The sequence below is a fragment of the Arthrobacter sp. D2-10 genome (assembly GCF_054161285.1).
The window spans coordinates 1,046,484-1,072,187 of sequence record NZ_CP096431.1 but is presented as its reverse complement, the minus strand read 5'-3'; the positions used below and the strand labels follow the sequence as shown (position 1 = coordinate 1,072,187).

Here is a 25,704-nt window from a genome sequence, read left to right as displayed (position 1 = left end):
ACGGGTAGTTGCGCTGCGGTGTGGTGCTTACTGGACTCGCCGGTTGTCGACCGTTACTTCAACAGGGATGGGCTGCAGACGCTGCGCGCTGGCCTTGCGGTCAAGGACCACCTTGGCGGCCGCCGCAAGAAGTACCACGGGCAGCGTGAGAATGACCATGCCAATTAAAAGGTCGACGAGTTCCAAATCGATTGCACCAAGCTTTCGTTTCTACGGACGCCTCATCCTTTTACAACGTAAGCGTTCGAGTACCGGTTCCCAAAATCGACTCGCTTCACTGACGCGACGGGCCTACCGCTGGTTGCGGGCCACCCGCGGTCAGGGGTTGGGTGATACTCGCAGCGAGAGGAAACGCTTGCTTTGCTCAGCGGCCCACTGCCCGCGGTCCGGAGCGACGGTCATCAGCCCGTACTCCGCGCCGGCCAACTCTGGGCCAATGGAGATGTCAAATGTGTACGAGCCGTCAGGACCCGCATACACCGTTGACTGGTTGAGTAGCTGCTGATCCGTATGGGGCGCGCCCAGGATGACCTCGATCCGCTCCCCCGGGGCGTAGCCGGAGCCGCTGATAGTGAGCGTTCCGGGCACGATATTGATGGCCGGTCCGGGCCAACCCGGCTGCGGGTGGGCAACGCTCCCGCCGCCTGTGCCGGGGCCCTGCTGCGGGCTGTTGGGGAACGGGTTCGGCTCACCGTGGGGCGGCGGAACGAACGGACCACCCGGTGCCGGCTCAAACGGGTTGGGCTCGCCGTGGGGCGGAGGCACGAAGGGATCCTCCGGGTCCGTGGAGGGTTCATCGGTGGGGACCGGTGCCGCCGTCGTCGGCTCTGCGGTGGGCACGTCGGACGGCTCCGTACTCGTCTCGGTCCCTTCGGCTTCGTCGGTCGCCGTCGCTTCCTGTGTGGGAGCTTCCGACGGCGAAGGAGAGTCAGATGGCGTGGCTGTGTCCGCAGCGGGCTCATCGGGTGAGCCGAGAGAACAGCCCGCCAGGAGGAGGGAGGTGGTCAGAGTGAAGGCAAGGATGCCTGGCAACTTGGACAAGAACGTTCTTTCGCTGAAGTGAGTGGAAGGGGTCAGGAATCACCCGTCAAGAAGCTGCAGTGCTGCATCCCCATTCAGGACATTACAGCTGAAGGAGCGCAGCCAACAGCACGGAATCATCACGTGAGCGAACTGTTATGCGGCTATACGTCTGACCGCACCGTTCGGGCTCTACACCAGCAGGTCGATGCATTGTAAGCTTGCTGATCATCAGTCTTTCCGCGCGACGGAAGCAGGAGCCCGGAGATGTTCGTTCACGGTGTAGCGGATCGAATCCATGTCCTCCAGCACGCTCACGTCAACGTATACCTCGTTGAGGATTCCAGTGGCATCACTGTGGTGGATGCAGGAGTTCCTCCGATGTGGAGGATGCTCCTGGAGGCGCTCCGGCAGCTGAACCGGCCGCTTTCCGACATCAAAGGCCTCGTCATCACCCACCCCCATTTCGACCACATGGGTTTTGCCTCCCGAGCCCACCAGGAACTGGGGTTACCCGTCCTGATTCATGCCGACGACACGTTCATTGCGCATCACCCGTACCGCTACTCGCATGAGAAGACAAGGGCCTTTTATCCGCTGCGGCACCCCGGCGCTCTTCCCGTGCTCGCGAAATTGTGGGTGACCGGATTGGGCATCAAGGGCGTGGGCTCTTTCCAACGCCTCGAACCGGGTCCGATGGGTTTCCTTCCCGGACTTCCCCACATCATCCACACCCCCGGCCATACCGATGGACATTGCGTCCTGCACTTTCCTGACCGGGATGCGGTTATTACGGGCGATGCACTTGTCACGCTCGACCCCTACACCGGCCGGAAGGGACCGCGTATCGTCGCCGCCGGTTCCACGAACGACACCTCTGAAGCCTTGTCCTCACTGACCGCTATTGCGGCGACCGGGGCGACCGCTGTCCTGCCGGGCCACGGCATGCCGTGGATGGGTGGCGCGGTGGAAGCCGTACGCCTCGCGCGGGAGCGCGGGGCCGTGTAGTTGAATTCGGTTTTCTTCACACGGCAGCTTCAAGGAGTGACGTCGGAAGCGTCCGGGTGACCGGTAGCGACGAGGATCCTCCCCGCCAAAGCTGACTCAAGGCTCTCCATCAGCAGATACGTCAACGCCGCAGCGAACGGCGCCGTGACCCAGAGCCAATTGCCGCTCAACCAGTTCGCAATCAGGGCGGCTACACCCATTCCAGCCAATACCGAGAACAGATTCATACTCGTACCCAAGGCGAGGGTGATCGTTGAGTGCTGCGGCATGGAACGTCGGAACCCATTTGAGAGGATGCCCTCGAGAAGAGTGAACGACAGCACCGACCCTGTGGCGTAAAGGAATATCTGGGGCACGTTTGGCGAGCCGGACATGGTTTGGAGGAGCCCAAAGGTGACGGTCACGAGGATCGAGAAGCCGAACGTGGTGCTTTCCCTACCTGTTGTGCTGCGAAGTGCACGAAGGACCGTGGGAGTCTTCTGCTCGTCGTCGTTCCTTGCTTCTTCGCTCATGTGTTCCTGCTGCTCCTCAGATTGGCCTACACAACGCTGCCTTGAGACTGCGCGGAAGGCGGTAGCCGATCACCCCTATTCAGTTGCCAGCGTATCCACACTCATCCGAAGCACGCTCGGCGCACCCGGTTCGGAGCTGTCGACGCGAAGAAGAATTTGCTGTCCCTCATAGATGGCAAGCGCAGAGCACACAGTGCTCATACCGACCGCTTCGTCCAGCCGCTCACACGTGCCGTCGATCTCGAACTCCCAGCCGGCATTCATGGCCAGCTGCCGGATGTCATCGGCCGTTATCACCCGATCGGCCTGCCACGTGCGGCTCAGTGTCGGACAGGGCTTGCTGTTGAAGCAGACGAAACGCTCCCTCTCGATGTGCTCCGATAGGACAACCCAGGAGCCGGGAACTTTGAACTGGTCTGCGATGGGCCCCACCGTGGCCGCCACGTCATCCCGGTAGCTCTTGACGAAGATGAAGGCCCCGGCCCAGACAAGTCCCATCACGAGAACAAGGCTGACAGCCAGTTTCCTCATGAACGCCCCCTGGTATGGTCGCAATCCCGTCGAGCATATAGACAGCAACCGGAGGGCGAGAAGCGTCGTGACCGAATCGAAAGGTTGGGCGGGAGTTCGGTAATGCACATGGCGCGAGTCCAGTGAAGGACCCGCGCCATGCGAATTACTCTCAAACGGCCGGACGGTTACTTGCTGAACCTGAAGACCGCCTCATGGAGGCTACCGTCATCGAGCGTCACCTGAAGGACCCGGCAGGTGCCGGCCCAGGCACGGTCCGTCTTCCACACGTAGGTGTAGGTGTCGGAGGCCGCGTCATACTGGAGGCCACTGCCGCCTGCGGACGCAGCCGGTGAACCTTCGCCGGTGGGCACGGTATTGCATTCGGATGAAGCAGAAACGGGTGCGCCACCGGAGAGAACCTCGAGGCCCTGGTCGCCGCCGAGGCTGAACTTCAGCGGCACTGCGCGACCGGCAGTCACGGTGCTCACCTCTCCGGCAGGGCTCACGGGGGGCTGGAAGCCGGCGAAGTCATAGCGGAACCCGGGCACTGTCGCGGAAGCGCTGAAGCCCATGTCGCCTGCCTCCGTGAACGGAACGACTCCGATTTCCACGTCCTCTGCCCGCTCGATGTCAGTGACGGTGAAGGAGCGAGCGGTTCCGTCCGTCATACCGACCGGAATGCCGTTGACGGTGATCCCGAACCGGTAGGCCGCTGCAGCGGAGTAATCCCAGGTGACATCGACGGTGCTGATTCCATCCTGGGTTGCTGTGACTGCGGCCTGCAGGGACTCGGGAGCGGGGAGGCGGCCCGCGTCCGGACCTGCGCCGCCCACCTCGACAAAGGCGGAGATGTTGGAGGCCGTACCAGTATCATCCGTCATCCGCACCTGCATGACGCCGTCGAACACCTCAGAATAGGTCCGTACCGCAACGGGAGTCGTGGACAATTCCTCGAAGACCCCGTCACCGTTGTAGTCCCATTCGTAGGAGACAATTTCCGACGCCGGCGAGTACGAAATCGGATACATCGAACCTGATACTTTGGCCCGGCTGCGCGTAGTAGTGCGGGTGCTTGATCAGGGCGACGGGCCGCGTATTGATCTTGGTGAGCGCCCGGGTGAGCGCCGCTTCCGTGTCGCCGCTGTTGACGATGACCTCACCGGTGGTGGCCTCTGCCAGCTGGGTGTAGAAGCTGCCGTAGTGTGCGGGAACAACGGGGTAGACATTCACGGGATCGATCTCCAGCGCACGCTTCGCGACTGCTTCGAGGGTGCTTCCGTCCACTCGGTCGGGATCATGATAGGTGGCATCGGTGAGCACGATGGCGGCCTTGGTGGCACCGTTGCGCCATTCCAGGCCGTTGAAGGCCGTCATCAGCGCGTGCAGAACAGCCTCGGGGAAGTCCCCTCCGCCATACGGGTAGATGGTGGCAAGCTGCTGGTTGAACTCGGTGGTGTCTTCGTTGAAACCCGAAAGGATCCGCGCCGTGACAGCGTCTCCGGCGTCCTTGTACTCCACCAGGGCCACACGTCCGCGGTGCTCCTGGATGGTGGAGGCCATGTTGGCAGCGAAGCGCTTGGCGTCCTCGATCTGCCAGCCCATGGAACCGGTCGAGTCGATGAGGAAGACCACGTCGAGGCCCGTGGTTCCGGTTCCCACTTCGTTGATGTTCTTGTCAATCTCGTCGGCCTTGTCAGGGAACTGGGCAGCAAGGCGTTCGGCGATCTCCCGCGCCGCGGCATCGATGTCGCCGCCGGCAGCCTCGTAGTCTTCATGCCCGGAGGTGGTCAGCGGGTTCTTCGCCGACCCGCAGACAAAATCATCATCGGCGCACCAGAGGCCGGTGGTCGATGTCCACCCCTCGGGCAGGTAGGCATCGCGGGCACCCAGGCTGCCACCGTCGGTATCGCAGTCAGGAACGTCCCGCCGCCACTCCGAATATTCCTCTCCACGGCATGCCGGGGGGTTGAAACCCTCACCTTCCGGCAAATGCAGCTTCGGATCGCCGAACAGTCCCTGGAAGATCACCCGCTGCCGCAAGTCGTCCGGGAGCGTCTCGACGTAGGTTTCGCCAACTGTCTGCGCGCCCTGCGAGTAGCCACCCAGAACGAAGACCGAGTCTGCGCAGGTCGCAGCCCGTTCGGTCAGATACGCGTCGAGCTCTGCGATGCCCTCGTTCACGCTGTCGCCATAGGCGAAACTGCCGCCACCGCTCGACCCCGCTCCTACTGTGTTCCAGAAACTGTTCCAGGACCCGGCGCCCACCGGCACGGCCGGATACTGGTTCCCGTCGATGGTTTCCGTGCCGAGTTCGTACGGGTGATGGGTCAGCGCCGGGCTGATGCGCCGATCGATCTCCGAGACGAAGCGCACCACCTCAGGCTCGCCGGTCGATTGACCCGAACCTCTCGCAAACACCGACTCCACATCAGCGCAGGGAGCCGAGAGCTCTCCGCTGGCCGAGGCTGACGGCACTCCTACCAGTAATGTGGCCGCTGCAGCAGTACTCAGCAGCACTGCAGCGGCACGGCTTGGACGTTTCAAGAGCATTTCGGTCCCCCAATTTCGACAATTGCCGCAGACGCGGCTTTTGCTGCCTCCGCGCGAGAATGCGCAGGGCCTTCGGCGCTATTCGCCGGAAGCTTCCAGATGCAACCAGAACTGACTGGGAGCACCCTCATCTGGGCTATCAACGCGCAGGGTCACCTCGTACCCGCCGTCGATCGTGTGGCCAGAACACACGCTCCGGCGTCCGATAGCGCCGGACGGCCGGCTGCAATCACCCTCCAACTGCACAGCCCATCCGGCTGATGCGGCCAGGTTCCGCAAGCTTTCCGGATCCAGCTCGGTGTCTGTCTGCCAGGTTCGGCTCAAGCTTGGGCACGGGTTGGCGTTGAGGCAGATCAGCTGTTCCCGCTCAACGTTTTCGTCTTCGAGGGTCCAGCTGGAAGGGACCTGCATCTGGGCCGCGACGGCGAGCATTTCTTCGGTCACCCGGTCATGGGCGGACTTCAGGATGAAGAAGGCAGCAGCCCACACGATGATGGCTGCGATGGCAGCCCAACCAAGGATTTTCCTCACGCACTCCCCCAAGAAACGTTCAAGCCGGACTCAGCATAAGCCGGATTCTCGCCGTCAATCAGGGAAAGAAGCGCAGGATCTACGCAGTTTTGAAGCACTGTGCGCAGCGGCCGGCGAGGACCGGGCCACGCGGCGAACGCCGTCGCGGTTCTTGTGCCCCGGCCATAGTCAGATGTACGGTCGATGGGTATGGTAAGCATACTGATGAATTACCAGTTCATCGGACGTTCCTATCCGAAGGAGACGCTGTGAGCACGAGGATCGAGAAGCAGATCATGGTCAACGTTCCAGTGAGCGTGGCCTACAACCAATGGACACAGTTCGAAGAGTTTCCCCACTTCATGAGCGGGGTCAAGAAGGTGGAGCAGCTCACCGACGACCGGCTCAAGTGGGTCGCTGAGATCGGCGGAGTGAAGCGCGAGTGGGAGGCACGGATCCTCGCACAAGAGCCCGACCGCCGCGTCGCATGGGCAGCCACCGAGGGTGCAACCAACGCCGGAGCCGTCTCATTCGAAGACGTCGGCGGCGGCCAGACCTCCATCAAGCTTGAGCTTGAGTACGAGCCCGAGGGCATGATCGAAAAGATCGGCGACAAGCTGAACGTCGTCGAGAAGGAAGCCGAGGGCGACCTCAAGCGCTTCAAGGAGTTCATCGAGGACGAGGGCTACGCAACCGGCGCCTGGCGCGGAGCCGTTGCCGGCGGCACCGTCGGTTCGCCTACTGTTGATGACGCCGCAGCATCACGCGGCGACAGCGGCAAGGCCGGCATCTCCGGTAAGGCAGCTGCCGCAGCGGTAGGCGTCGCAGCGGCCGCAGCAGCAGGCGTGGCAGCTGCCAGCGGTGGCAAGAAGGACACCGTTGACACCGAATCGACCACCACGGACATCCCGGTCACGCCGGTTGTCCCTGTCGAGGACACCACCCCGCCGGACGTCACGCCCGTCGCCGGCGCTCCCGTCGATGTCTCCCCTGGCATCGCTTCCGAGCGTCCCCTGGGTGAGCCCTTCGACCAGACCAACGGCCTGGTAGACACCGAGGGTGATTCTGACGGCCTCGCGGCCAGCGACACCCGCAGCGCCGTCGAGCGCGACGACGATGACCAGACCGGCGGCTTCATGCCTCCAACCCGGCAGGGCGGTCTGTAAGCACCGGCTACTCGTTAAACGCAGAATCGGCGGCTTCCTTCGAGAGGCCGCCGTTTCTGCGTTGCAACAATTGTCTACTGCCTGCTTCAGGTCGGCCGAGCATAATCCTGCAGCTTCTAGTGAAGGGAACGACGGCGGACGGCGAGTTTGCGCGCTTCGCCGGCACCGTCGTCGTCGTACTGGTCCGGACGGTGCAGGAATGTGTCCGGAACGAGGCCGGCCTACGCCTGCAGCTGTTGCTTCGACTCCGCGATGCGGGCGAAGGCGTGGATGTCGAGGACTTCGCCGCGGGCCGAGGGGTCGACGCCGGCCCTGGTCAGTGCTTGCTCCGCGAGAACACCGCTTCCCGCCCAGCCGGCGAGGGCCGCACGGAGGGTCTTGCGCCGCTGGGCGAACGCGGCATCGATGACGGCGAACACCTCCTTGCGGGAGGCAGTGGTCCGGGGCGGATCGTGCCGTTCGAAACCGACCAGGCCGGAGGCGATCTTCGGCGCAGGCCAGAAGACATTCATGCCGATGACGCCGGCCTTGCGCATCCGGCCGTACCACTGGGCCTTCACCGACGGCACGCCGTACACCTTGGAGCCGGGAGGGGCGGCCAGGCGATCGGCCACCTCATCCTGCACCATGACGAGCCCGTGACGTATCGACGGGAAGTGCGCGAGCAGGTGCAGCACCACGGGGACGGCAACGTTGTACGGGAGGTTGGCTACCAGCGCGGAGGGCTCGGCGGGGAGCTCGGTGACGCGCATCGCGTCGGCCTCGACCACGTCGCAGTACGCGGCCCGCTCAGGGCGCCACTGCGCGATGGTCTGCGGCAGGCGTGCGGCGAGCACCGGGTCGATTTCTACGGCCACTACGCGCTGTGCGGCGTCCAGCAGCCCGAGGGTCAGCGACCCCAGTCCCGGCCCGACCTCGAGCACCGTCTCGGCGGGATCGACGGCGGCAGCGGCCACGATCCTGCGGATGGTGTTGCCGTCAATGACGAAGTTCTGGCCAAGCGTCTTGGTGGGACGGATCCCCAGTTCCTCTGCCAGCCGGCGGATCTCAGTCGCGCCGAGCAGGGCCTGTGGTGGGGATGGGCTCGCCTTGTCGTTCACCTAGCCATCGTAGCGGGGCGCGTCGGGCAGCCCCGCCAGCTGCATTCACCCGTTCCGGTTTGCTCCCTATTGCCCTGCGGTCGCTGCGCGCTCCCCGGGATGGCGGCCCTGCTGTGCGGACCCTGCGGCGAGAAGTGAGCAATCCGGCACATCGGGACCCGAAAAAACGGCAGCGCCCGTGCCGGTAACCGGCACGGGCGCTGCGAAAGCAGTCGTATCAGCGTTTTAGCGCAGTCCCAGCTTCGAGGAGCAGGACGGCCAGTGTCCCCAGCCGCCGTTCTGCTTGAGAACCTCGGCGGTTGCGATCTGCTCGGCGCGCGATGCCTGGTGCGGCAGCGGGGCGTACTTGCCGCCGCCGGCTCCGAGCCAGCTGGACTCGCTGAACTGCAGGCCGCCGTAGTAGCCATTCCCGGAGTTGATGGACCAGTTCCCGCCGGATTCGCACTGGGCGAGGGCATCCCACGCGCCGCCGCCGGAAACGACCGCGGCAGGGGCAGGCTCGGGCGTTTCGATCTCGTCGACCTTGGGCGCTTCGGCCTTCGCTGCAGCCGGCTCCTCTTCCTCCGGCTCAGGCTCTTCCTCGCGGATACCAATTGCGACGATCTCTGCCACCGGCTCGCGGGTGACCTTGTCGCTGACCTTTTCCCGGCTGGTTTCCTTGCCGTCGATGACGCTAACGGTGAAGACCCGCGTGCGGACGCCTTCGACGCCGGCCTGAACAACTTCGCTTTCGCCGACGAGCAGCTCGTCAGTCTCTTCCTCGGTGGAGGTGAAGTCGATCTTCTCGGTCTCGGTGATCTTCTTGCCGGTCTCGACGCGGGTGACCTTGAGGCCCATCCCGGTGATCACAGAGCTGTTGACGGGCACGGAAACCCGGTCTTCGGCGCCGAGGGTGACCTTCGCATCCTTCAGGAGGTCCGCCACGGTGTTCACGGTGGTCTCGATGCGGTGGTTCTTGCCGTCAACGGCGAGGGTGACGGTCTTCGGTGTCGAAATGCTGAGCGTGGAGCTGAGCGTGACCAACCGGGTCTCGGCCGGAGCGGAGATGTCCGACTCGCGGGCCACACCGAGCTCGTTCACGAGTTCACCGACGGTCTCGCCGGTGGTGTGGACGACGGTCTCGGCTCCATTCAGCCGGACCTCGATGGCGGTGGCCTTGTTGACCTGGATGGCGGCGCCGTCGTCAACGGAGCTTGCGAGGGACGGGAACACGTCGTCGTTCGCGGTAACGGTGACGTTGGCGGTCCTCAGGACCTCTTCCACCGTGCCGCCGAAGGTCTGGACGGTCAGCGACTGGCCGTCGACAACCACCTCCACGCTCTTGCCGGTGCCGACAAAGGCCACGAGCCCGACAACCAGACTCGCCATCACCGTTCCCTGCCCGGCCAGAACTGCCCAGGCTTTCGCATCCCGCTGTGCCACAAAATATCCATCCCGCGTCGCATCCGGGCACGGGGACGTGGGCGCACGGGAACAGCTGTCCCAGCAGTGGGCACAGCGCATCAGTGCACAGGCATATGAACGACGACGGCGGGCACCCTTGAGCACACCGCTTGAGTTGAGCTGTGCACGCCTGAGTAAGAACGTCAATCAGGCACGGCTCAACGCCAGCGGTACAACAAAGAAGAGACCCGTCGCAGCGGACAGCATTAGTCGAAAGCCTTCCCCGACCCCGGCTAATATCAGCCCACCGTAATCGAACTGTGATACAAGGGCAAGCTAGCAAAATGGCTTACTTGTCCCGCGTCACTCCCATTCCCCGTACGCACGCCGCGTGTTGGCGTTGACAGACCGGCAGAGTTCCTCCAAGTCAGAGCCAAGATGCTCCGCCATGAACCGGACCGTGTAGGGCACGGCATAGGTGGCATTCGGCTGCCCCCGGAAGGGGTGCGGTGTGAGGAACGGCGCATCGGTTTCGGTGAGGATCAGGGTCGGGTCGGCGATCTCCAGGGCATCGCGCAGACCGCGTGCGTTCTTGAAGGTGACGGTTCCGGAGAAGGACATGAACCAGCCGTTCTCGTTGCAGATCCGGGCAAGGTCGGCGTCGCCGGAAAAGCAATGGAAGATCACCCGGGCGGGAGGTTCCTCTGTGCGCAGGACCTTTACGACGTCGTCGTGCGCATCCCGGTCATGGATCTGCAGGGCAAGATCCAGGCGGCGGGCGATGTCCAGGTGCCGGCGGAAGGAGTGCTCCTGCCGCTCGCGCCCGCCCTCGCCGGTGCGGAAGTAGTCCAGGCCGGTCTCGCCGATGGCGCGGATGCGCGGGTGCTGCGCGAGCTGCTCGATCTCGGCGAGCGCGTCCTCGAGGGCGCCGGCCTCGGCGAGCAGGGGCGCCTCGTTGGGATGGATCGCGACGGCGCCGAGCAGCCGCCGGTCCTGGTCCACCGCCTCGACGGTGAAGCGGGAGGACTCCAGGTCGGTGCCCACCTGCACCGCGAAGCCGACGCCGACGGCCTCCGCCGCATCCATCGCGTCGGCGATGCTCACGGCAACCTGGCCGTCGCGGAAATCGAGGTGCGTGTGGTTGTCCATCACGGGGTACGGGAGCGGCTCCGGCGCCGGCGGGTACTCCAGTTTCCGGCTGCGGCCGCCCGCCTGGGGAGCGCGTGACCGGCCGGTGGGCGAGTCTTCCGCCGTCGTCTCTTCGGGCCGGTACTGAACGGGGATCGAACTGATGCACATAGTCCAACCCTAGACTTTCCTTGCAGTCTGCCCGGATCCGCGCTGGTGAGCGGAACTTTCCGCCACGAACCTCAGTTGTCCTAGTACTCTTGAGCTAGTTAGCAACCGTTGCCCCGCACGTGTTCCACTGACGTTTCCCACACCGTCGTGGTTTGGCGTTCCCGGCAGCGTTTCCGGAAGGTATCCATGGACGCCCACAATCAGTACGCCACCCCCAACGGCAGCACGGCGCCCAGTGCGGATACTGTTCGTCCGCCCATGACGGGCGAGATGTTCCACGACACCAGCGCGCGCATCCTGAAGTCCATCAATACGGTCATCGACGGCAAGCCCGACGCCGCCCGGCTGGCCTTGACGGTGCTGCTCGCCGAAGGCCACCTCCTGCTGGAGGACGTACCGGGCGTCGGCAAGACCATGCTCGCCAAGACCCTGGCACGGACCATTGACTGCAGCGTCAACCGGATCCAGTTCACCCCGGACCTGCTGCCTTCGGACGTCACCGGCGTCTCCATCTACAACCAGGACTCCCACCGGTTCGAGTTCCGGCGCGGTCCGGTGTTCGCGAACATCGTCATCGGTGACGAGATCAACCGTGCCTCCGCCAAGACCCAGTCCGCGCTGCTCGAGTGCATGGAGGAACACCAGGTCACGGTGGACGGTTCGTCCTACCGGCTCTCCGAACCGTTCATGGTGATCGCAACCCAGAACCCGATCGAGATGGAGGGCACCTATCCGCTGCCCGAAGCCCAGCGCGACCGCTTCATGGCCCGCATCTCCATGGGCTACCCGGACATGAGCTCGGAAATGGACATGCTCGAGACCCACCAGTCGGTCTCGCCGCTGCGCTCCATCCAGCCCGTTGCCGGCGTCGAGGACGTCGCCGCGATGATCCGCCAGGTCCGGCAGGTGTACGTCTCCCCCGCGGTGAAGGAGTACACAGTCGGCATCGGGCACGCCACCCGGCAGCACCCGCAGCTCCGTCTCGGTGCGAGCCCCCGCGGCCTGCTGCAGATGCTGCGCGCGGCGAAAGCCGGTGCGGCCCTCGAAGGCCGCGACTTCGTCCTGCCCGACGACGTCAGCTCCGTCGCCGAATCCGTCCTCGCCCACCGGCTCATCCTGGACCGGAAGGCACTCAGCTCCGGCGAGACGCCGTCGTCGATCATCTCCGGCATTCTTGCCCGGGTGCCGGTGGCACGCGACGCGGCGAGCGCCTCCTCCCGGCACGGCTGAGCACATGGGACTGGTCGAGCGGCTACCGCGCATCCTGACCGTTCGGGGATGGGGACTGGCCGCGGCCGGTGTCCTTTCACTCCTGCTGGCCCAGTTCCTCGGCCGTCGGGACCTCTTGTATTTAGGCCTCTTGCTGGTCCTGCTGCCCTTGGTGTCCGTGCTGGTGCTGCGACTGGTCAAGCCGAGTTTCACGGTGCACCGCACCTTCGCGCCGCAGAGCATGGAGACAGGGTTCACCACCACGGTGACGCTGTCGGTAGCCTCCGACGGTCCGTTGGGCGGCTCCGTGGTGATGCGCGAACAGCTTCCGCAGCGCTTCGGCGACGCCCCCGAGTTCCACTTCCCCGCCCGTAACCCCACCCCGAGCGGAGTGAGCCTGTATGAGTACCGGCTGCGGTCGGCCGCGAGGGGCGTGTACGACGTCGGCCCCGTCACCGCCGGCTTCACCGACCCCTTCGGCCTGGGCATTTCCCGGCACACGCTCGGCGGGACGGACCGGCTGGTGGTCACCCCCAGCCCGCTGGAGCTGCCGCACTCGCCGCTCACCGGGGTCCGGGGCACGGACGGCAACGCTGTCACCCGCCGGAATGCGAATCCCAGCGACGACGACGTCATGACCCGCGAATACCGCCACGGCGACCCCATGCGCCGGGTGCACTGGGCTGCGACCGCCCGGCACAACGAACTCATGGTGCGTCAGGAAGAATCCGTCACCACCCCCGAAGCCACCCTTATCCTCGATCAGCGGCAGGCCAGTTACGGGTCCGGTTTCCTCTCAGCGTTCGGCGGCGATCCCGAGACCGATTCCGGCATGCTCTCCTCCCCCACCTTCGAGTGGGCCGTGGTCGGTGCCGTGTCGATCGCGGCGCACCTGCTGGAACGCGGCTATTCGCTCCGGTTCGTCGACGAAACAGGAGCGCCTGCACTGCGACGCTCCGTGTCCGCGCCATGGCCCGACGACGAGGAATTTTCGGGCCAGGGCGGGCTGCACAACATCGCCCAGGGGCTCGCGGCCCTCGAACTGCAGCCGGATCCGACGAAGCGTTCGGCAGCGTCGCAGAAGCGGGCGTCCGGCGCCCCCGGTCGGTCCGGTTCCCACGCGGTGCGGCGTCCGGGCAGCGGCGGCCCTTCCGCCAACGTCCTACCCTTCGGTGACCCGATGCTGGACAAGCTGGCCGGTCTGAAGAACCGCGGACCGCTGATCGCGCTACTCGGCGCGATCAGTGAGGCTGAGGCCCGCGACCTCGGACCCGCAGCGGAGTACGGCTCGCAGTCCTTCGCCGTCCTCGTCAGCGAACGGCCGCGGGATCTGCACGCAGTGATGGACGTTCTGCGCGGCGCCGGCTGGCATGTTGTCGCCGTAACACCGAACGCTTCGCTTCCCACGGCCTGGGCGCACTTCGATACGCCGCCTGCCACGGTGACTTCCTCCACTGCGAAGACCACAATCAAGACCGGCCCACTCGGCACAGGAGCACGGGCATGACAGCCACTCTTTCCCGCCCCGCCCCCAGCGGACAGGCGCAACGCCTCCTACCCAACCGGCAGGAGGCTCCGCGTCGAACGCACTGGCACCTCCTGATCAGCGCTGCCTCCTTCGCGGCCGTCATGCTGACGTCGCTGAGCCTGTCCGGAGTGATCTTCGGTTGGACCTGGTTCACGCCCGTCATGGTGACGGTGGGAACGGTGCTGTTCTTCATGGCGTTGTCCCGCTGGTCCCGGCTGCCCGGGTACTTCGCTCCCCTCGTGGGCGTTGTTGCGCTGGCGGGGTCCCTGATCTGGCAGTTCTTCCCCGGGCAGAGCACGCTCGGTTTCTTCCCGGGCGAGGGTTTCGTCGGCCGGCTGTCAGTGCTGCTGGGTCATGCGGAGAACACTGTGGTGTCGCAGGTGGCGCCCGTCCTGCCAACCGGAGGACTCTTCCTCGTGGTGTGCGCCGGCATCGGAATCATCGCCATCCTGGTCGACACGCTCGCCAATACGCTCCGGATGCCGGCCACCAGCGGACTGGCGCTGCTGGCAATCCTGGTGGTCCCCGCCGTCGTACGCATCAACAGCGTGGGTGTCCCGTCCTTCGTCGCCGCGGTGGCTGGATATCTGTTGCTGCTGGGGACCGCCCACTGGCTAGAGGCACGGCAGGACTCAGCGTCCTCCGGCGAGCTGTCCGGTGCGCATCTGTCGCGGGGTCTGACGATCGGTGCGCTGGCACTGGGCATCGCTGTCGTCCTTCCGCTGGCCATCCCGGGCTTCAATTCGGGTGTGTTCCCGCAGGGAGCGCGGGTGAACCTGTGGGGTACCGCGACGGGGTTGAATCCCATCGTCACACTGGGCAATGACCTGCGTAATCCCAATGGTTTCGGACGGATCGAGTACGCCACGACGGCTGAGGAGCCGCTGTACCTGCGGTCGGTGACGCTGGAGGACTTCAGCGGGCAGCGCTGGGAGCCGGATCAGCGGCTCGGTCAGCGCGTAGCCGGTGTCGAGGAGATGGCCGGTGACGGCCAGCCTCCCGGCGAGACGGTGCTGACGCGAATCGACACTGAAAGCTTCACCAGCCCCTGGCTGCTGGCACCGTACGCTCCAGTCTCCATCAACGGACTGAACGGGCGGTGGGCCTACGACCCGGGGAACCTCAGCATCCTCGCGATCGACGGCGGCTCCACCGCGGACCAGGACTACCTTGTGGAAAGCACCGAACCCGTGCTGACCCGGGAGCGGCTGCAGGCGATTCCGGCGACCAATCCGGAGGCGGTGCCCGAACAGTTCCTCGCCCTGCCCGGTTCGCTGCCGGGCATCATCCGGGACACGACGGCGTCAGTGGTGGAGGGCATTTCCAACCCGTATAGCCAGGCGATCGCCATCCAGAGTTACCTCCGCGGACCGTCCTTCGTGTACTCGGTCGATGCGCCCGTGGACGGCGGCTATGACGGCAACAGCCTCGATGTCATGGCCCGGTTCCTCGAATCTAAGTCCGGGTACTGCGTGCACTACGCCGGAACCATGGCCGTGATGGCGAGGCTCGCGGGCATCCCCAGCCGGGTCGCCGTCGGTTACTCCCCCGGTACGCCCACCGGCGAGCAGTTCCTTAGCCCGGACGGCGTCGAGTTCACTGAGTACTCCGTGAATTCCAAGGACGCGCACGCGTGGCCCGAACTGTATTTCGAGGGCGTGGGGTGGGTGCAGTTCGAGCCGACGCCGTCCCGCGGTGTGGTGCCGGATTACGCGCTCTCGTCTCTGTCGCCGGTGAGCCCGTCGATCGACAACGACAGCTTGAACCCTGGTGTCGGCCCGGTTCCCCCGTCCACGGCAACCCCCTCTCCTGAAGCCGAGGAGGCAGAAACGGCCGACGCGGCGCGGGAAAGCTCGGAGCGGAGCTCAACCCTCGGCGTCGTGCTTGCCCTGCTGCTCGTGGTGCTTGCGCTAACGCCGATGGCGTGGCGGGTGCTGCGGACCCGCCGCCGTCGTCGTTCTGTCACTGCCAACACGGGCGGAGTGGGAGCCGCAACGATGGCATGGGCGGAGACGGTCGAGGTGGCGGCCGATTACGGGCTCGCCCCGTTGCCGACGGACACGCCGCGGACGTTCGAGCAGCGGCTTCGGGAACGCGGCCAGTTCGACGACGCCGCCGCGGGTGCCATCGTCCGGCTGCGGCGCTCCTACGAGGAAGAGGAGTACGCGGAGTTCGCCGGTGCGGACATCCGGACCTCCAACGGCTGGGATGACGTTCAGGCCGTGACTGAGGCGCTGCGCCGGTCGGCGTCGTTGCCGGCACGGGTCCGCGCGCGGCTGTGGCCCCGGTCGCTATGGCAGCCGTTCGGGGCCCAGCGCAGCGAGGATCTGGTTTCCGCGTCCTCGTAGTTCGGGTGCTGGGCTTCCGCGGTCCGGTTTCCCCACCTTCTGGCGGCCCTGACGGCGTGTCGGTGAGGACACGCCGTCGTTCTGGGCCGCGTCGAAGCAGAAGGTGGGAAATCCGGAACAGCGCCTAGCCGGCGGTCGGGTCCGCGATGCCGACGTACTGGGTGTAGAGGTACTCCTCGATCCCCTCGTAGCCGCCCTCGCGTCCCAGGCCCGACTGCTTCACGCCGCCGAACGGTGCCGCCGCATTGGAGATGACGCCGGCATTGAGGCCCAGCATGCCGGTGTCGAGCCGCTCGCCCATCCGGAGGCCGCGGTTCAGGTCGCGGGTGAAAACGTACGCCACGAGTCCGTACTCGGTGTTGTTGGCGAGCCGGACGGCGTCGTCCTCGTTCGAGAAGGTGACAATCGGCGCTACCGGGCCGAAGATCTCCTCCTGCAGGATGCGAGACTTCGACGGAACGTCCGCGAGCACCGTCGCAGGGTAGAAGTAGCCGGGGCCGTCGAGGGGTTCACCGCCGGAGAGGAGCCGCGCGCCGTCGTCGACCGCATCCTTCACGAGGGAATGCACGTTGTCGCGGCTCTTGCCGTCGATCAGCGGGCCGAGCTTGGAGGTGTCCTCGGTTCCGCGGCCCGGGGTGACGTTCTTCATGCGGGCAGCAAGCTTCTCTGCGAACTCCGCGGCGACGGACTCGTGCACGATGAAGCGGTTGGCAGCGGTGCAGGCCTCGCCCATGTTGCGGAGCTTTGCGGCCATGGCGCCGTCGACAGCCTTGTCGAGGTCAGCGTCCTCGAAGACCAGGAACGGGGCGTTGCCGCCGAGCTCCATCGAGGTGCGCAGGACGTTCTCGGAGGCGTCCGCGAGCAGGCGGCGGCCGACCGGCGTCGAACCCGTGAAGGAGAGCTTGCGGAGGCGGCTGTCCTTGATGAGAGGCCCGGTGACCGCTCCGGCACTGGTGGTGCTGACGATATTGAGCACGCCCTTGGGAAGGCCGGCCTCCTCGAGGACCTTCGCGAACAGCAGCGAGGTCAGCGGGGTGAGGTTGGCGGGCTTGAGCACCATGGTGCAGCCGGCGGCGACGGCGGGAGCGATCTTCCGCGTCGCCATGGCCAGCGGGAAGTTCCACGGGGTGATCAGCAGGCACGGGCCGACGGGCTTCTTGTTGACGAGGATGCGCGACTTGCCGTCGGGAGCTGTGGAGTATCGGCCGGACATGCGGACGGCTTCCTCGGAGAACCAGCGGAGGAACTCGGCGCCGTAGATGACCTCGCCGCGGGCCTCGGCCAGGGGCTTGCCCATTTCCATGGTCATGAGGAGCGCGAAGTCGTCGGCGCGTTCAGTCACCAGTTCGAAGGCTCGTCGCAGGATCTCGCCGCGTTCGCGCGGCGCCGTTTTCGCCCATTCGTCCTGTGCGGCGACGGCGGCGTCGAGTGCGGCCTTGCCGTCTTCAGGGCTGGCGTCGGCGATGCTGAGGAGTGTCTTGCCGGTAGCCGGGTCTTCGACGTCGAAGGTCTTCCCGTTCGACGCGTCGCGCCACTCGCCGCCGATGAGCAGGCCGGTGGGGACCGAGGACAGAAGGTCTTGTTCGCGCTGGGCGGTGATAGTCATCCGGGGAGCCTTTACGGTCGTCGATTCGCTCAACTGAAGTCAGCTCTCAGTCAGCTCTGAATCGGTTGTGTGTCAGGGCTCTCACGCTAGCCCTGCGTTTCGGGCCATGTCCATACAAAGCTGCACCACAAAAGCGGGGATCCACTGTGACGTTGCACAGTCGGTTCCCTGCTCGGATTACGGTGGGCTCAGGTCCTGGCAGCCACCACTGCCGCATACAGCTCCCGCTTGCTGACCCGCGCGTCCTCGGCGACGGCGGCGACGGCCTCCTTGAGGCGCAGCCCCTGGCTCATGAGTTCATTGACCGCGCCCACATGGTCGACGGGGGCGGTCGGTTGGTCCGCCGGTGCACCACCGACGACGACGGCGATCTCCCCCCGGATCTCGTTCCCTTCCGCCCACTCAAGGAGCTGACGGAGCGGTCCGCGGATCACTTCCTCGTAACGCTTGGTGAGTTCTCGGGTGACGCAGGCGGGCCGGTCCTGACCGAACTCCTGGTGCAATGCCCGGATCATGACCTCGAGGCGGTGCGGTGCTTCAAAGAAGACCATGGTGCGGCGTTCGGTGCGAAGTTCAGCCAATCGTGCTGCCCGTTCCCCGGCTTTCCGGGGCAGGAACCCCTCGAAGCAGAAGCGGTCGGTGGGAAGTCCGGAGAGCGCCAGTGCGGTCAGGACGGCGGACGGACCCGGAGCAACGGTGACCTGGATGCCGCGCTCAGCTGCGGCTTCGACCAGACGGAACCCCGGGTCGGAGACGGAGGGCATGCCGGCGTCAGTCACGAGCAGCAGGGTTGCGCCCGCAGCGACAAGGTCGAGCAGTTCGGGGGTACGGGAGGCTTCATTGTGCTCGTGGTAGCTGAGGGTCCTGCCGCGTGGTGTTACCTCGAGCGAGCGGATGAGCCGCTGCAGGCGCCGGGTGTCCTCGGCGGCGATGATGTCTGCGGTCTCCAGGAGTGACACCAGCCGGAACGTCGCGTCCCCCATGTTGCCGATCGGGGTCGCGGCCAGCACAATGCTGCCGTTGCCCGGTGTGAGGGCTTCGGGCAGGAGGGGCTGCGGGAGATCAACCTCGTCGTCTGCCTCGGGGCCTGCCTCCGCGTCTGCTGCAGGATCTGACTCGTGGTCAGCCTCCGTGAGGTTCGCGTCCTCCGGGAGACGGCGGGCGCCGTCGTCGTTCGTTTCCTCAGTCACTGGTTCAGCCTAGTGGGTTACGGCCCGTCGTTGATGGGGTGCAGCGTTCAGGGATGCGCAGCGTTCATGGCCCGCACCGAATTGTCAGGGGTGCTCGGTACGATGATGCGGTGAGCCAAACCACCACCGCTGCCGTCCCCCGCGAGGGGTATGAGCGGCAGTGGGTCGTTTCGGCGCGTACGGCTTTTTCGGAACGGGTTCTGCGCAGGCGGCTCCTCGGCGAGCATGTGCGGTTCGGCCTGTGGGGCTGGCTGCTGCCGGTGCTGGTGGCGCTGATCGGCGGAGTGCTGCGGTTCGTCCGGCTGGGTGAACCGGACACCTTGGTTTTCGACGAAACGTACTACGTCAAAGACGCCTACTCGTTCCTGCTGTCCGGGTATGAGCGTGAGTGGCCCGAGGAAGCGGACGAGTCGTTCAATGCCGGCAATCCCGGGGTGATTTTGGAGACCCCGGACTACGTGGTGCATCCGCCGGTCGGCAAGTGGATGATCGCCGTCGGGATGGCGTTGTTCGGTCCGTCGAATCCCTTCGGCTGGCGGTTTTCCGCGGCGGTGGTCGGCACGCTGTCGATCCTCATTCTTGCCCTGGTGGCGCAGCGGTTGTTCGGATCTCTTGCGCTGGGGGCTATCGCAGGGCTCCTGATGGCCGTGGACGGGCAGCACCTGGTGCATTCGCGCACCTCGCTGCTCGACGTGTTCCTGATGTTCTGGGTGCTCGTTGCCTTCGCCCTGCTGGTGTTGGACAGGGATTGGGCACGGCGGCGATTGGCGTCACTCATGGCCGGCTATGCGCGCGAACGGGGTCAGCCCACCCGCGAACAATTGCTGTACGGGCCGTGGCTGGGGCTTCGGCCGTGGCGGATCGCCGCGGGTGTGGCGCTCGGGCTGGCGCTCGGCACCAAGTGGTCGGCGCTTCCCTTCATTGCGGTCTTCGGGCTCATGACCGTGCTGTGGGATATGTCCGCCCGGCGCGCAGTGGGCATCCGGCGCTGGGGGGTCGGCGCCGTCGTGCGGGATGGGCTTCAGGCCTTCGCGTCCATTGTGCCGCTGGGGCTGCTCGTCTATCTGGCCACGTGGACGGGCTGGTTCCTGTCCTCCGACGCCTATGACCGGCAGTGGGCCGCTGAAAATCCGGACCCGTTGTGGGACTGGGTGCCTGCTCCCCTGCGCTCCCTCGCCGAGTATCACCGCAGCGCGTATAGCTTCCACGAGGGGTTGAGCAGCGAGCACCCGTATGAGGCCACGGCCTGGTCCTGGCTGTTCGTCGGAAGGCCTACGAACTTCCACTACGAGTCCGACGGGCTGAGTTGCGGCGCTTCGGACTGTTCACAGTCGGTGCTCATGCTGGGCAACCCGGTCATCTGGTGGGCGGGCGCCCTGTCGCTCGTCGTGGTGCTGCTGTTCTGGATCGGCCGGCGTGACTGGCGGGCCGGAGCCATTTTGGCCGGCATCGCGGGCGGATACCTGCCCTGGTTCCTCTTCCCGGACCGCACCATGTTCTACTTCTACGCCATCGCCTTCGCGCCGTTCCTCATCCTCTCGCTGACGTACGTCCTCGGACTCGTGCTGGGCGGACCCGGTGACAGTCCCTGGCGGCGACGGAGCGGTATTGTGCTCGTGGGAGGATTTGTTGTGCTTGCGGTCCTGGTTGCCGCGTACTTCCTGCCCATCTGGACTGCCGAAACCATCCCCTACGACTCCTGGCGTCTGCGGATGTGGATGCCGAGCTGGATCTGACACGGCGCCAGTCGCCTCCGAGGAAAAGTGAGCTGCACCCTATGCGTGAATCCTCCACCGAACTCATGGTCGACCTTCCGGCAGACTTCAACGTCACTGACCTGCTCCTCGCACAGCACCAGCGGGCGCCTCAGGCTCCGCTCTATGCGGTGAAGTCGGATGGCTCCTGGAACGACGTCAGTACCGAGTGCTTCCTCGATCAGGTGCGCGCCCTCGCCAAGGGCATGATCGCGCGGGGTGTGCAACCCGGCGACTCGGTCGCGGTCATGTCGAAGACGCGCTACGAGTGGACTCTGGCCGACTTCGCCATCTGGTTCACCGGCGCCGTCACCGTTCCCATCTACGAGACCTCCTCGGCACACCAGGTGAGCTGGATCCTTGAGGACTCTGCCGCCGTCGTCGTCCTCGTCGAAAACGAGGAGAAGGCGGTCACAGTGCGCCAGGCCGCGCCTGACGCGCAGCTGATCCTCATGAACTACGACGACGGCGCATCCTCCTTCGCCACGCTGATCTCCGCGGGCGAGTCCGTGAGCGACGAAGAGCTCGAGTCAGCGCGGTCAAGCCGGACCCTGGAGGACGTGGCGTCGCTGGTATACACGTCGGGAACAACAGGGCACCCCAAGGGGTGCGAGATCACGCACGCCAACTTCGCCTTGTTCGCGGTCAACACGGTCGAGTTCCTGCCCGAATTGCTGAAGCAGGAGAACGCACGGACCATCATGTTCCTCCCGCTGGCCCATGTGCTGGCGCGGGCGGTGCAATTGGTCTGTGTGGCCGGTGGGGTGAAGCTTGGGCATACGTCGAATGCGACCGAACTGCTGGAGGATCTTGCAGCGTACAAGCCCACGTTCCTGCTGGTGGTGCCGCGCATCTTCGAGAAGATCTACAGCACGGCAGCGCAGAAGGCGGAGGCTGCCGGCAAGGGCAAGCTGTTCCGCGCTGCCGATGCCACCGCGGTTGCATACTCGCGCGCTCTTGATGCTGCGGCGCAGGGCGGACGCGGCCCGTCGCTGCTGTTGCGGGCGCGCCATGCCCTTTTTGACCGGGTGCTGTATCCGAAGCTGAGGGCGGTCTTCGGCGGTGAAGTGGTGCACACGGTTTCCGGTGCTTCGCCGCTGAGCGAGCACCTGGCTCACTTCTTCCGGGGTGCCGGGATCAACGTTCTGGAGGGTTACGGGCTTACTGAGAGCACAGCGCCCTGTACAACGAACACCGTGGGGCTTTCCCGCGTCGGATCGGTGGGTATTCCGATGCCGGGAACTACGCTTCGGATCGATGACCAGGGCGAGGTTCAGGTTAACGGCGTCGGGGTGTTCAAGGGCTATCACAACAACCCTTCCGCCAACGCCGAGGCGTTCACCGAGGACGGATTCTTCCGCACAGGCGACCTCGGCACCCTGGACGAGGACGGCTTCCTGCACATCACGGGCCGGAAGAAGGATCTCCTGGTGACGGCGGGAGGCAAGAACGTCGCACCCGGCCCGCTCGAGGAGAAGCTGCGCGAGCATCCGCTCGTGGCGCATGCCCTCGTGGTGGGCGACAACAGGCCCTTCGTAGCTGCGCTGGTGACGCTCGATCCCGAGGCCGTGCAGAACTGGGCCGCGGCCAACGGTCACAGCACGCCGGTGTCGGAGGCGGCGCTGCGTGCCGAGCTTCAGACGGCCGTTGATTCGACGAACGAGTTGGTTTCCCGGGCCGAGCAGATCCGGAAGTTCACCATTCTCGACGCCGAATTCTCAGTCGACTCCGGGCACCTCACTCCGACTCTGAAGCTGAAGAAGGCAGCCGTGCTCAAGGAGTATTCAACCGCCGTGGAGAAGCTGTACTCCTGAAGAGTCAGACGCCGCCCGCCGCTCGGCGCCTTGCGTACGCGTTCGCCGACTTCTCGCGACGCGCCCTGGTGGGCCAGGTCAGCACCAGTGTCAACACCGAGCCAAGTAGCACAATTGCGCCGACAACCGCAGCGGCGTCAATCCAAAACTGGGCAGGGAAGAGTCGAATGAGGGTGTCGTCGAGGCGGAAGGTCCAGGTGCCGTCGGCGAAGAAGAGCGCATGCACTTGGGTGAAAAAGGTTTCCCATGCCAGCACACCCGCCACTGCGAGGACTACGGCCAGCACAAGGGTCGCAACCGCACCAGCGAACAGAGCCCGCCGGATTCCTCCGGGGTAGCGGCGAGCCAGATAGACGCAGGCCGCAAGTGCAAGGATGGCGAGGACGGTCGCAACGACAAAGCCAGTAGACAGCACAGCCTTCACGTCAGCCATATGACCGACTTCGCTGTCGAGGAACAGCTGGTCGCCGTCGGTGTTGACGAGGTCTCCCAGGTAGCGGGCGGGCGCCCAGTTCAGGATGTAATCCATCGTGTACGAGCCGTACGTCATCCGGTCCTCAGTGCTGAACCCGTAGCTGTCAGCGGGGAAACCTGGGCGGTGATACTCGGCCCACAGGAACAGCGGCGTGGTGACCGCGCGAACAGCTGCTCCGAGAAGAATCACTGGGAAGAATACGGCGGCAACGACCTGCATCACGCGGGGAAGGACGGGCTTGGCGGCCGCGGCCTCGTCGCGCTGGCTCGCCCGGCGGGTGACGTCTTCCTCGGGCGGGCGGATGGTGAGGGCGGAAGTGTCCGGGGCAGGATCGTCGTCGGTTTCCCGGGCGCCCTCTGATACGTGAGCGCTGGTGTCGGCGTCGGTGTCGGTGTCGGCGCCGGCGTCGGTGTCGGTGTCGGTGTCGGTGACACCCTTCCCCGTGACGGGTGTTGCGGCGATCTGCTGGGTAGCCGGGGTCGAGGGGTCGTCCGTGGCGGGCACCGCCGCAACGGGCTCATGCTGTGGCTCCTCGGAGCCCAACTCGGACGTGCCGCTGCTGATCGGCTCGCTGTAGGCCGATACATCGGGGAGAGTGCTGGCCTTCCGCATGGGAAAGCCGCTTTCGCGAAGGCGGGTTGAACCCCCGCCGGGCACGTCCGAACGCAGTGCAGCGCGACGCTCGCTGCCTGCCGGTCCGCTCGTGTTTTGGTTCTCGACTTTGTCAGCCACGACTGTCTCCTTGGATGGAATTCCTATCTACGACAGTACCCGCGCGGTCCGGGAGCGGCGTTGTGGGGCACGCCGTCGGAGGTTCTAGGCCGTCAGGACGGACGCCCCCTGGTCCTCCTCAGTGAGGTCACCGGTATACCCGGCCCGAACGGCACGCTTTCCGAGCACCAGTGTGTACACCCAGTACAGCGCGAAAACCAGGAAGCCGATGCCGATCCGCAACCACACAGGCAAAGGGCTCGGCGTCACGAAACCCTCCACCAGGCCGGAAATGAACAGCACCAGAACCAGTCCGAGGGCAACGGTGATCAGTGCTCGGCCTTCCTCGGCAAGCGCCTGCGATCGGGTCCGGGCACCGGGCGAAACCCACGCCCAGAAGATGCGGAGTCCGGCTGCCGTCGCAATGAAAATTGCGGTCAACTCCATGAAGCCGTGCGGCAGGATGTAGGTGAAGAACACATCGAGCTTGTCGTAGGACGCCATCATCCCTCCGGCAATCCCGACCCCTTGAGCGTTCTGATACAGAATGAACGGGCCCCAGAAGCCGGTGATGCCGAACGCCACCGCCTGCACCGCGATCCACGCATTGTTGGTCCACACCAGACCGGCAAAAGACGCCGCCGGGTTTTCCGAGTAGTAGTCGACGAAGTCCTCCTCGACGTACCGCCGAATCTCCTCATCACTACCCAGCGCCGCGATCACGCCGGGCGTGTTGGCAACCCACGCCCCGTACAGCCAGCCAACCGCCACAAACACCACGCCGACGACGACGGTCAGCCACCGGATCCGGTAGAAGGCCGCCGGCAGCGAGATCACGAAGAACCGCGCAATATCCTCGAGCACGTTCGACCGGGCGCCGGTGAACCTGGTCCGGGCCCGCGACAACCGCATCGACAACTCATTGGACAGCGCACTCTCCGGCGCGATGGATCGGATCATCGACAGATGGGTCGACGCACGCTGATACAAGTCGAGCAGCTCATCCGCCTCGCGACCATTCAGCCGACGCTGCCGGGTCAGCGAATCCAGCCGGTTCCAGTCTGCGCGGTTAACTTCCTCGAATGCGTCCAGATCCACCCGATCAGCTTAGCCCCCGGGGAGTACGGCCATCGGGCGGCTAAGCTGAAATCATCCAAGGGGAGGACAGTCCATGAGCTCGGTCATCACAGGCGAAGCGGTCGTTCTTGAGCTGCGCCCGGCATCGTTCGGCGCGCGCGCCGTGAGCCTGATGATCGACCTGCTCGCACAATTCCTGGTGATCATCGGCGTCATCGTTGCGGTCGGGAACACGTTCGGCGGGTCATTCGACGCCGCGCTCACCCAGGCGCTCGTACTGGTGCTGGTGGTGCTGGTCCTGGTGGTCATCCCGGTCACGGTGGAGACGGTGACCAGAGGCAAGTCACTCGGCCGCCTGGTCATGGGCCTGCGGATAGTGCGCGACGACGGCGGTTCCATCCGCTTTCGGCACGCCTTCATCCGCGGGATGCTGGCTGTCCTCGAAATCTACTTCCTGGTGGGCTCGCTCGCGTTCCTGGTGGCCGTATTCAACGAGCGTTCCAAACGGCTCGGCGACCTCCTCGCAGGCACCTATTCAATGCATGAGCGCGTCGTGGTCAAGACCCGCACCCGTGCTGTACTGCCGCCGTCGTTGCAGGACTGGATCAGGACCGCCGACGTCGCGCAGCTGCCGGACGCACTGACCCGCCGCATTTCGCAGTTCATCGGACAGGCAACGCGGCTCACTCCTCCGGCGCGCGCTGCCCTCGCCGTCGAACTCGCCAGCGAAGCGTCAGCGTTCGTCTTCCCAGCCCCGCCGGCCGGCACGCTGCCCGAAGATTTTCTGAACGCGGTCGTCTCCGAACGGCGCGACCGTGACTACGCCCGGATGACGAAGCAGCGCGAACGCACATCACGTACCGCCGAGCAGCTCCACAAGTTGCCGTTCAGCTCCTGAGGACGGCATACAGCTCCCGAGCCTTCGCCGGAC

22 protein-coding genes are annotated in these 25,704 nt (G+C 65.4%); 8 read left to right on the top strand and 14 right to left on the bottom strand.

Annotated features, from left to right (window positions below; translation table 11 throughout):
- Positions 1-27 precede the first annotated feature (27 nt).
- Positions 28-159, bottom strand: coding sequence for a hypothetical protein (locus tag M1D74_RS05085; RefSeq protein WP_458116716.1), 132 nt, complete (start codon positions 157-159; stop codon positions 28-30).
- Between the two features lie 159 nt (positions 160-318).
- Entirely contained in the window at positions 319-1,041 is a 723-nt protein-coding gene (locus M1D74_RS05080; RefSeq protein ID WP_458116715.1) for a hypothetical protein, read from the bottom strand.
- Between the two features lie 246 nt (positions 1,042-1,287).
- Here M1D74_RS05080 and M1D74_RS05075 point away from each other — a divergent pair, with 246 nt between their 5' ends.
- Positions 1,288-2,028, top strand: a complete 741-nt coding sequence (locus M1D74_RS05075) for an MBL fold metallo-hydrolase (RefSeq protein ID WP_458116714.1) — start codon at positions 1,288-1,290, stop codon at positions 2,026-2,028.
- 29 nt (positions 2,029-2,057) lie between these two features.
- Here M1D74_RS05075 and M1D74_RS05070 read toward each other — a convergent pair whose 3' ends face one another.
- The 5 genes from M1D74_RS05070 to M1D74_RS05050 form a co-directional block, all read right to left on the bottom strand.
- Positions 2,058-2,540 (bottom strand): hypothetical protein, encoded by a 483-nt coding sequence (locus M1D74_RS05070; protein WP_458116713.1) that lies wholly within the window; start codon positions 2,538-2,540, stop codon positions 2,058-2,060.
- A gap of 75 nt (positions 2,541-2,615) precedes the next feature.
- A complete protein-coding gene (locus M1D74_RS05065) occupies positions 2,616-3,071 on the bottom strand; it encodes a hypothetical protein (protein WP_458116712.1) in 456 nt (151 codons plus the stop codon).
- Positions 3,072-3,238: 167 nt separating this feature from the next.
- Positions 3,239-4,081 (bottom strand): PxKF domain-containing protein, encoded by an 843-nt coding sequence (locus tag M1D74_RS05060; RefSeq protein WP_458116711.1) that lies wholly within the window; start codon positions 4,079-4,081, stop codon positions 3,239-3,241.
- Positions 4,017-5,603: a cutinase family protein gene (locus tag M1D74_RS05055; protein ID WP_458116710.1), complete on the bottom strand. Its 1,587-nt coding sequence runs from the start codon at positions 5,601-5,603 to the stop codon at positions 4,017-4,019. Before M1D74_RS05055 ends, M1D74_RS05060 begins: the two co-directional genes overlap by 65 nt.
- A gap of 78 nt (positions 5,604-5,681) precedes the next feature.
- The gene (locus M1D74_RS05050) at positions 5,682-6,134 is read right to left on the bottom strand and encodes a hypothetical protein (RefSeq protein ID WP_458116709.1); all 453 of its coding nucleotides are present in this window, start codon (positions 6,132-6,134) and stop codon (positions 5,682-5,684) included.
- A 248-nt stretch (positions 6,135-6,382) separates the two neighbouring features.
- Between M1D74_RS05050 and M1D74_RS05045 the strand changes: the two genes are divergently transcribed.
- Positions 6,383-7,279 (top strand): SRPBCC family protein, encoded by an 897-nt coding sequence (locus M1D74_RS05045; protein WP_458116708.1) that lies wholly within the window; start codon positions 6,383-6,385, stop codon positions 7,277-7,279.
- 221 nt (positions 7,280-7,500) lie between these two features.
- On the opposite strand, the gene rsmA is transcribed toward M1D74_RS05045, so the two are convergent.
- The 3 genes from rsmA to M1D74_RS05030 form a co-directional block, all read right to left on the bottom strand.
- Complete coding sequence (gene rsmA, locus M1D74_RS05040) at positions 7,501-8,379, bottom strand: 16S rRNA (adenine(1518)-N(6)/adenine(1519)-N(6))-dimethyltransferase RsmA (RefSeq protein WP_458116707.1); 879 nt, start codon at positions 8,377-8,379, stop codon at positions 7,501-7,503.
- Between the two features lie 225 nt (positions 8,380-8,604).
- Positions 8,605-9,801, bottom strand: a complete 1,197-nt coding sequence (locus M1D74_RS05035; RefSeq protein ID WP_458116706.1) for a transglycosylase family protein — start codon at positions 9,799-9,801, stop codon at positions 8,605-8,607.
- A 324-nt stretch (positions 9,802-10,125) separates the two neighbouring features.
- A complete protein-coding gene (locus M1D74_RS05030; protein ID WP_458116705.1) occupies positions 10,126-11,061 on the bottom strand; it encodes a TatD family hydrolase in 936 nt (311 codons plus the stop codon).
- A 186-nt stretch (positions 11,062-11,247) separates the two neighbouring features.
- Here M1D74_RS05030 and M1D74_RS05025 point away from each other — a divergent pair, with 186 nt between their 5' ends.
- Genes M1D74_RS05025 through M1D74_RS05015 form a run of 3 tightly spaced genes read left to right on the top strand, consistent with a single transcriptional unit; the run spans position 11,248 to position 16,146 of the window.
- Positions 11,248-12,291: an AAA family ATPase gene (locus tag M1D74_RS05025; RefSeq protein WP_458116704.1), complete on the top strand. Its 1,044-nt coding sequence runs from the start codon at positions 11,248-11,250 to the stop codon at positions 12,289-12,291.
- 4 nt (positions 12,292-12,295) lie between these two features.
- A complete protein-coding gene (locus tag M1D74_RS05020; protein WP_458116703.1) occupies positions 12,296-13,777 on the top strand; it encodes a DUF58 domain-containing protein in 1,482 nt (493 codons plus the stop codon).
- Positions 13,774-16,146, top strand: coding sequence for a transglutaminase TgpA family protein (locus M1D74_RS05015; protein ID WP_458116702.1), 2,373 nt, complete (start codon positions 13,774-13,776; stop codon positions 16,144-16,146). The genes M1D74_RS05020 and M1D74_RS05015 overlap by 4 nt, the downstream gene beginning before the upstream one ends.
- 124 nt (positions 16,147-16,270) lie before the next feature.
- On the opposite strand, the gene M1D74_RS05010 is transcribed toward M1D74_RS05015, so the two are convergent.
- Together M1D74_RS05010 and rsmI are read right to left on the bottom strand one after the other, a co-directional pair.
- Positions 16,271-17,752, bottom strand: coding sequence for an NAD-dependent succinate-semialdehyde dehydrogenase (locus M1D74_RS05010; protein ID WP_458116701.1), 1,482 nt, complete (start codon positions 17,750-17,752; stop codon positions 16,271-16,273).
- A 188-nt stretch (positions 17,753-17,940) separates the two neighbouring features.
- Positions 17,941-18,735 (bottom strand): 16S rRNA (cytidine(1402)-2'-O)-methyltransferase, encoded by a 795-nt coding sequence (rsmI, locus tag M1D74_RS05005; protein ID WP_375164825.1) that lies wholly within the window; start codon positions 18,733-18,735, stop codon positions 17,941-17,943.
- 260 nt (positions 18,736-18,995) lie between these two features.
- Here rsmI and M1D74_RS05000 point away from each other — a divergent pair, with 260 nt between their 5' ends.
- Positions 18,996-20,678, top strand: coding sequence for a dolichyl-phosphate-mannose--protein mannosyltransferase (locus tag M1D74_RS05000; protein WP_458116700.1), 1,683 nt, complete (start codon positions 18,996-18,998; stop codon positions 20,676-20,678).
- A 41-nt stretch (positions 20,679-20,719) separates the two neighbouring features.
- Positions 20,720-22,510 (top strand): AMP-dependent synthetase/ligase, encoded by a 1,791-nt coding sequence (locus tag M1D74_RS04995; RefSeq protein ID WP_458116699.1) that lies wholly within the window; start codon positions 20,720-20,722, stop codon positions 22,508-22,510.
- A gap of 4 nt (positions 22,511-22,514) precedes the next feature.
- Here the strand turns inward: M1D74_RS04995 and M1D74_RS04990 are convergent, their stop codons facing one another.
- Positions 22,515-23,717, bottom strand: coding sequence for a TIGR01906 family membrane protein (locus M1D74_RS04990; RefSeq protein WP_458116698.1), 1,203 nt, complete (start codon positions 23,715-23,717; stop codon positions 22,515-22,517).
- 84 nt (positions 23,718-23,801) lie between these two features.
- Complete coding sequence (locus tag M1D74_RS04985; RefSeq protein WP_458116697.1) at positions 23,802-24,794, bottom strand: stage II sporulation protein M; 993 nt, start codon at positions 24,792-24,794, stop codon at positions 23,802-23,804.
- A gap of 73 nt (positions 24,795-24,867) precedes the next feature.
- On the opposite strand from M1D74_RS04985, the gene M1D74_RS04980 reads away from it, so the two are divergent.
- Positions 24,868-25,671, top strand: a complete 804-nt coding sequence (locus tag M1D74_RS04980; RefSeq protein ID WP_309070499.1) for an RDD family protein — start codon at positions 24,868-24,870, stop codon at positions 25,669-25,671.
- Positions 25,672-25,704: the final 33 nt, after the last annotated feature.

Bases quoted from the DNA above. Each gene is read 5' to 3' on its own strand.
- M1D74_RS05085 (WP_458116716.1), bottom strand. From the start codon at position 159: ATGGTCATTCTCACGCTGCCCGTGGTACTTCTTGCGGCGGCCGCCAAG.
- M1D74_RS05075 (WP_458116714.1), top strand. From the start codon at position 1,288: ATGTTCGTTCACGGTGTAGCGGATCGAATCCATGTCCTCCAGCACGCT.
- M1D74_RS05070 (WP_458116713.1), bottom strand. From the start codon at position 2,540: ATGAGCGAAGAAGCAAGGAACGACGACGAGCAGAAGACTCCCACGGTC.
- M1D74_RS05065 (WP_458116712.1), bottom strand. From the start codon at position 3,071: ATGAGGAAACTGGCTGTCAGCCTTGTTCTCGTGATGGGACTTGTCTGG.
- M1D74_RS05060 (WP_458116711.1), bottom strand. From the start codon at position 4,081: ATGTATCCGATTTCGTACTCGCCGGCGTCGGAAATTGTCTCCTACGAA.
- M1D74_RS05055 (WP_458116710.1), bottom strand. From the start codon at position 5,603: ATGCTCTTGAAACGTCCAAGCCGTGCCGCTGCAGTGCTGCTGAGTACT.
- M1D74_RS05030 (WP_458116705.1), bottom strand. From the start codon at position 11,061: ATGTGCATCAGTTCGATCCCCGTTCAGTACCGGCCCGAAGAGACGACG.
- M1D74_RS05025 (WP_458116704.1), top strand. From the start codon at position 11,248: ATGGACGCCCACAATCAGTACGCCACCCCCAACGGCAGCACGGCGCCC.
- M1D74_RS05020 (WP_458116703.1), top strand. From the start codon at position 12,296: ATGGGACTGGTCGAGCGGCTACCGCGCATCCTGACCGTTCGGGGATGG.
- M1D74_RS05015 (WP_458116702.1), top strand. From the start codon at position 13,774: ATGACAGCCACTCTTTCCCGCCCCGCCCCCAGCGGACAGGCGCAACGC.
- M1D74_RS05010 (WP_458116701.1), bottom strand. From the start codon at position 17,752: ATGACTATCACCGCCCAGCGCGAACAAGACCTTCTGTCCTCGGTCCCC.
- rsmI (WP_375164825.1), bottom strand. From the start codon at position 18,735: ATGGGGGACGCGACGTTCCGGCTGGTGTCACTCCTGGAGACCGCAGAC.
- M1D74_RS05000 (WP_458116700.1), top strand. From the start codon at position 18,996: ATGCGCAGCGTTCATGGCCCGCACCGAATTGTCAGGGGTGCTCGGTAC.
- M1D74_RS04995 (WP_458116699.1), top strand. From the start codon at position 20,720: ATGCGTGAATCCTCCACCGAACTCATGGTCGACCTTCCGGCAGACTTC.
- M1D74_RS04980 (WP_309070499.1), top strand. From the start codon at position 24,868: ATGAGCTCGGTCATCACAGGCGAAGCGGTCGTTCTTGAGCTGCGCCCG.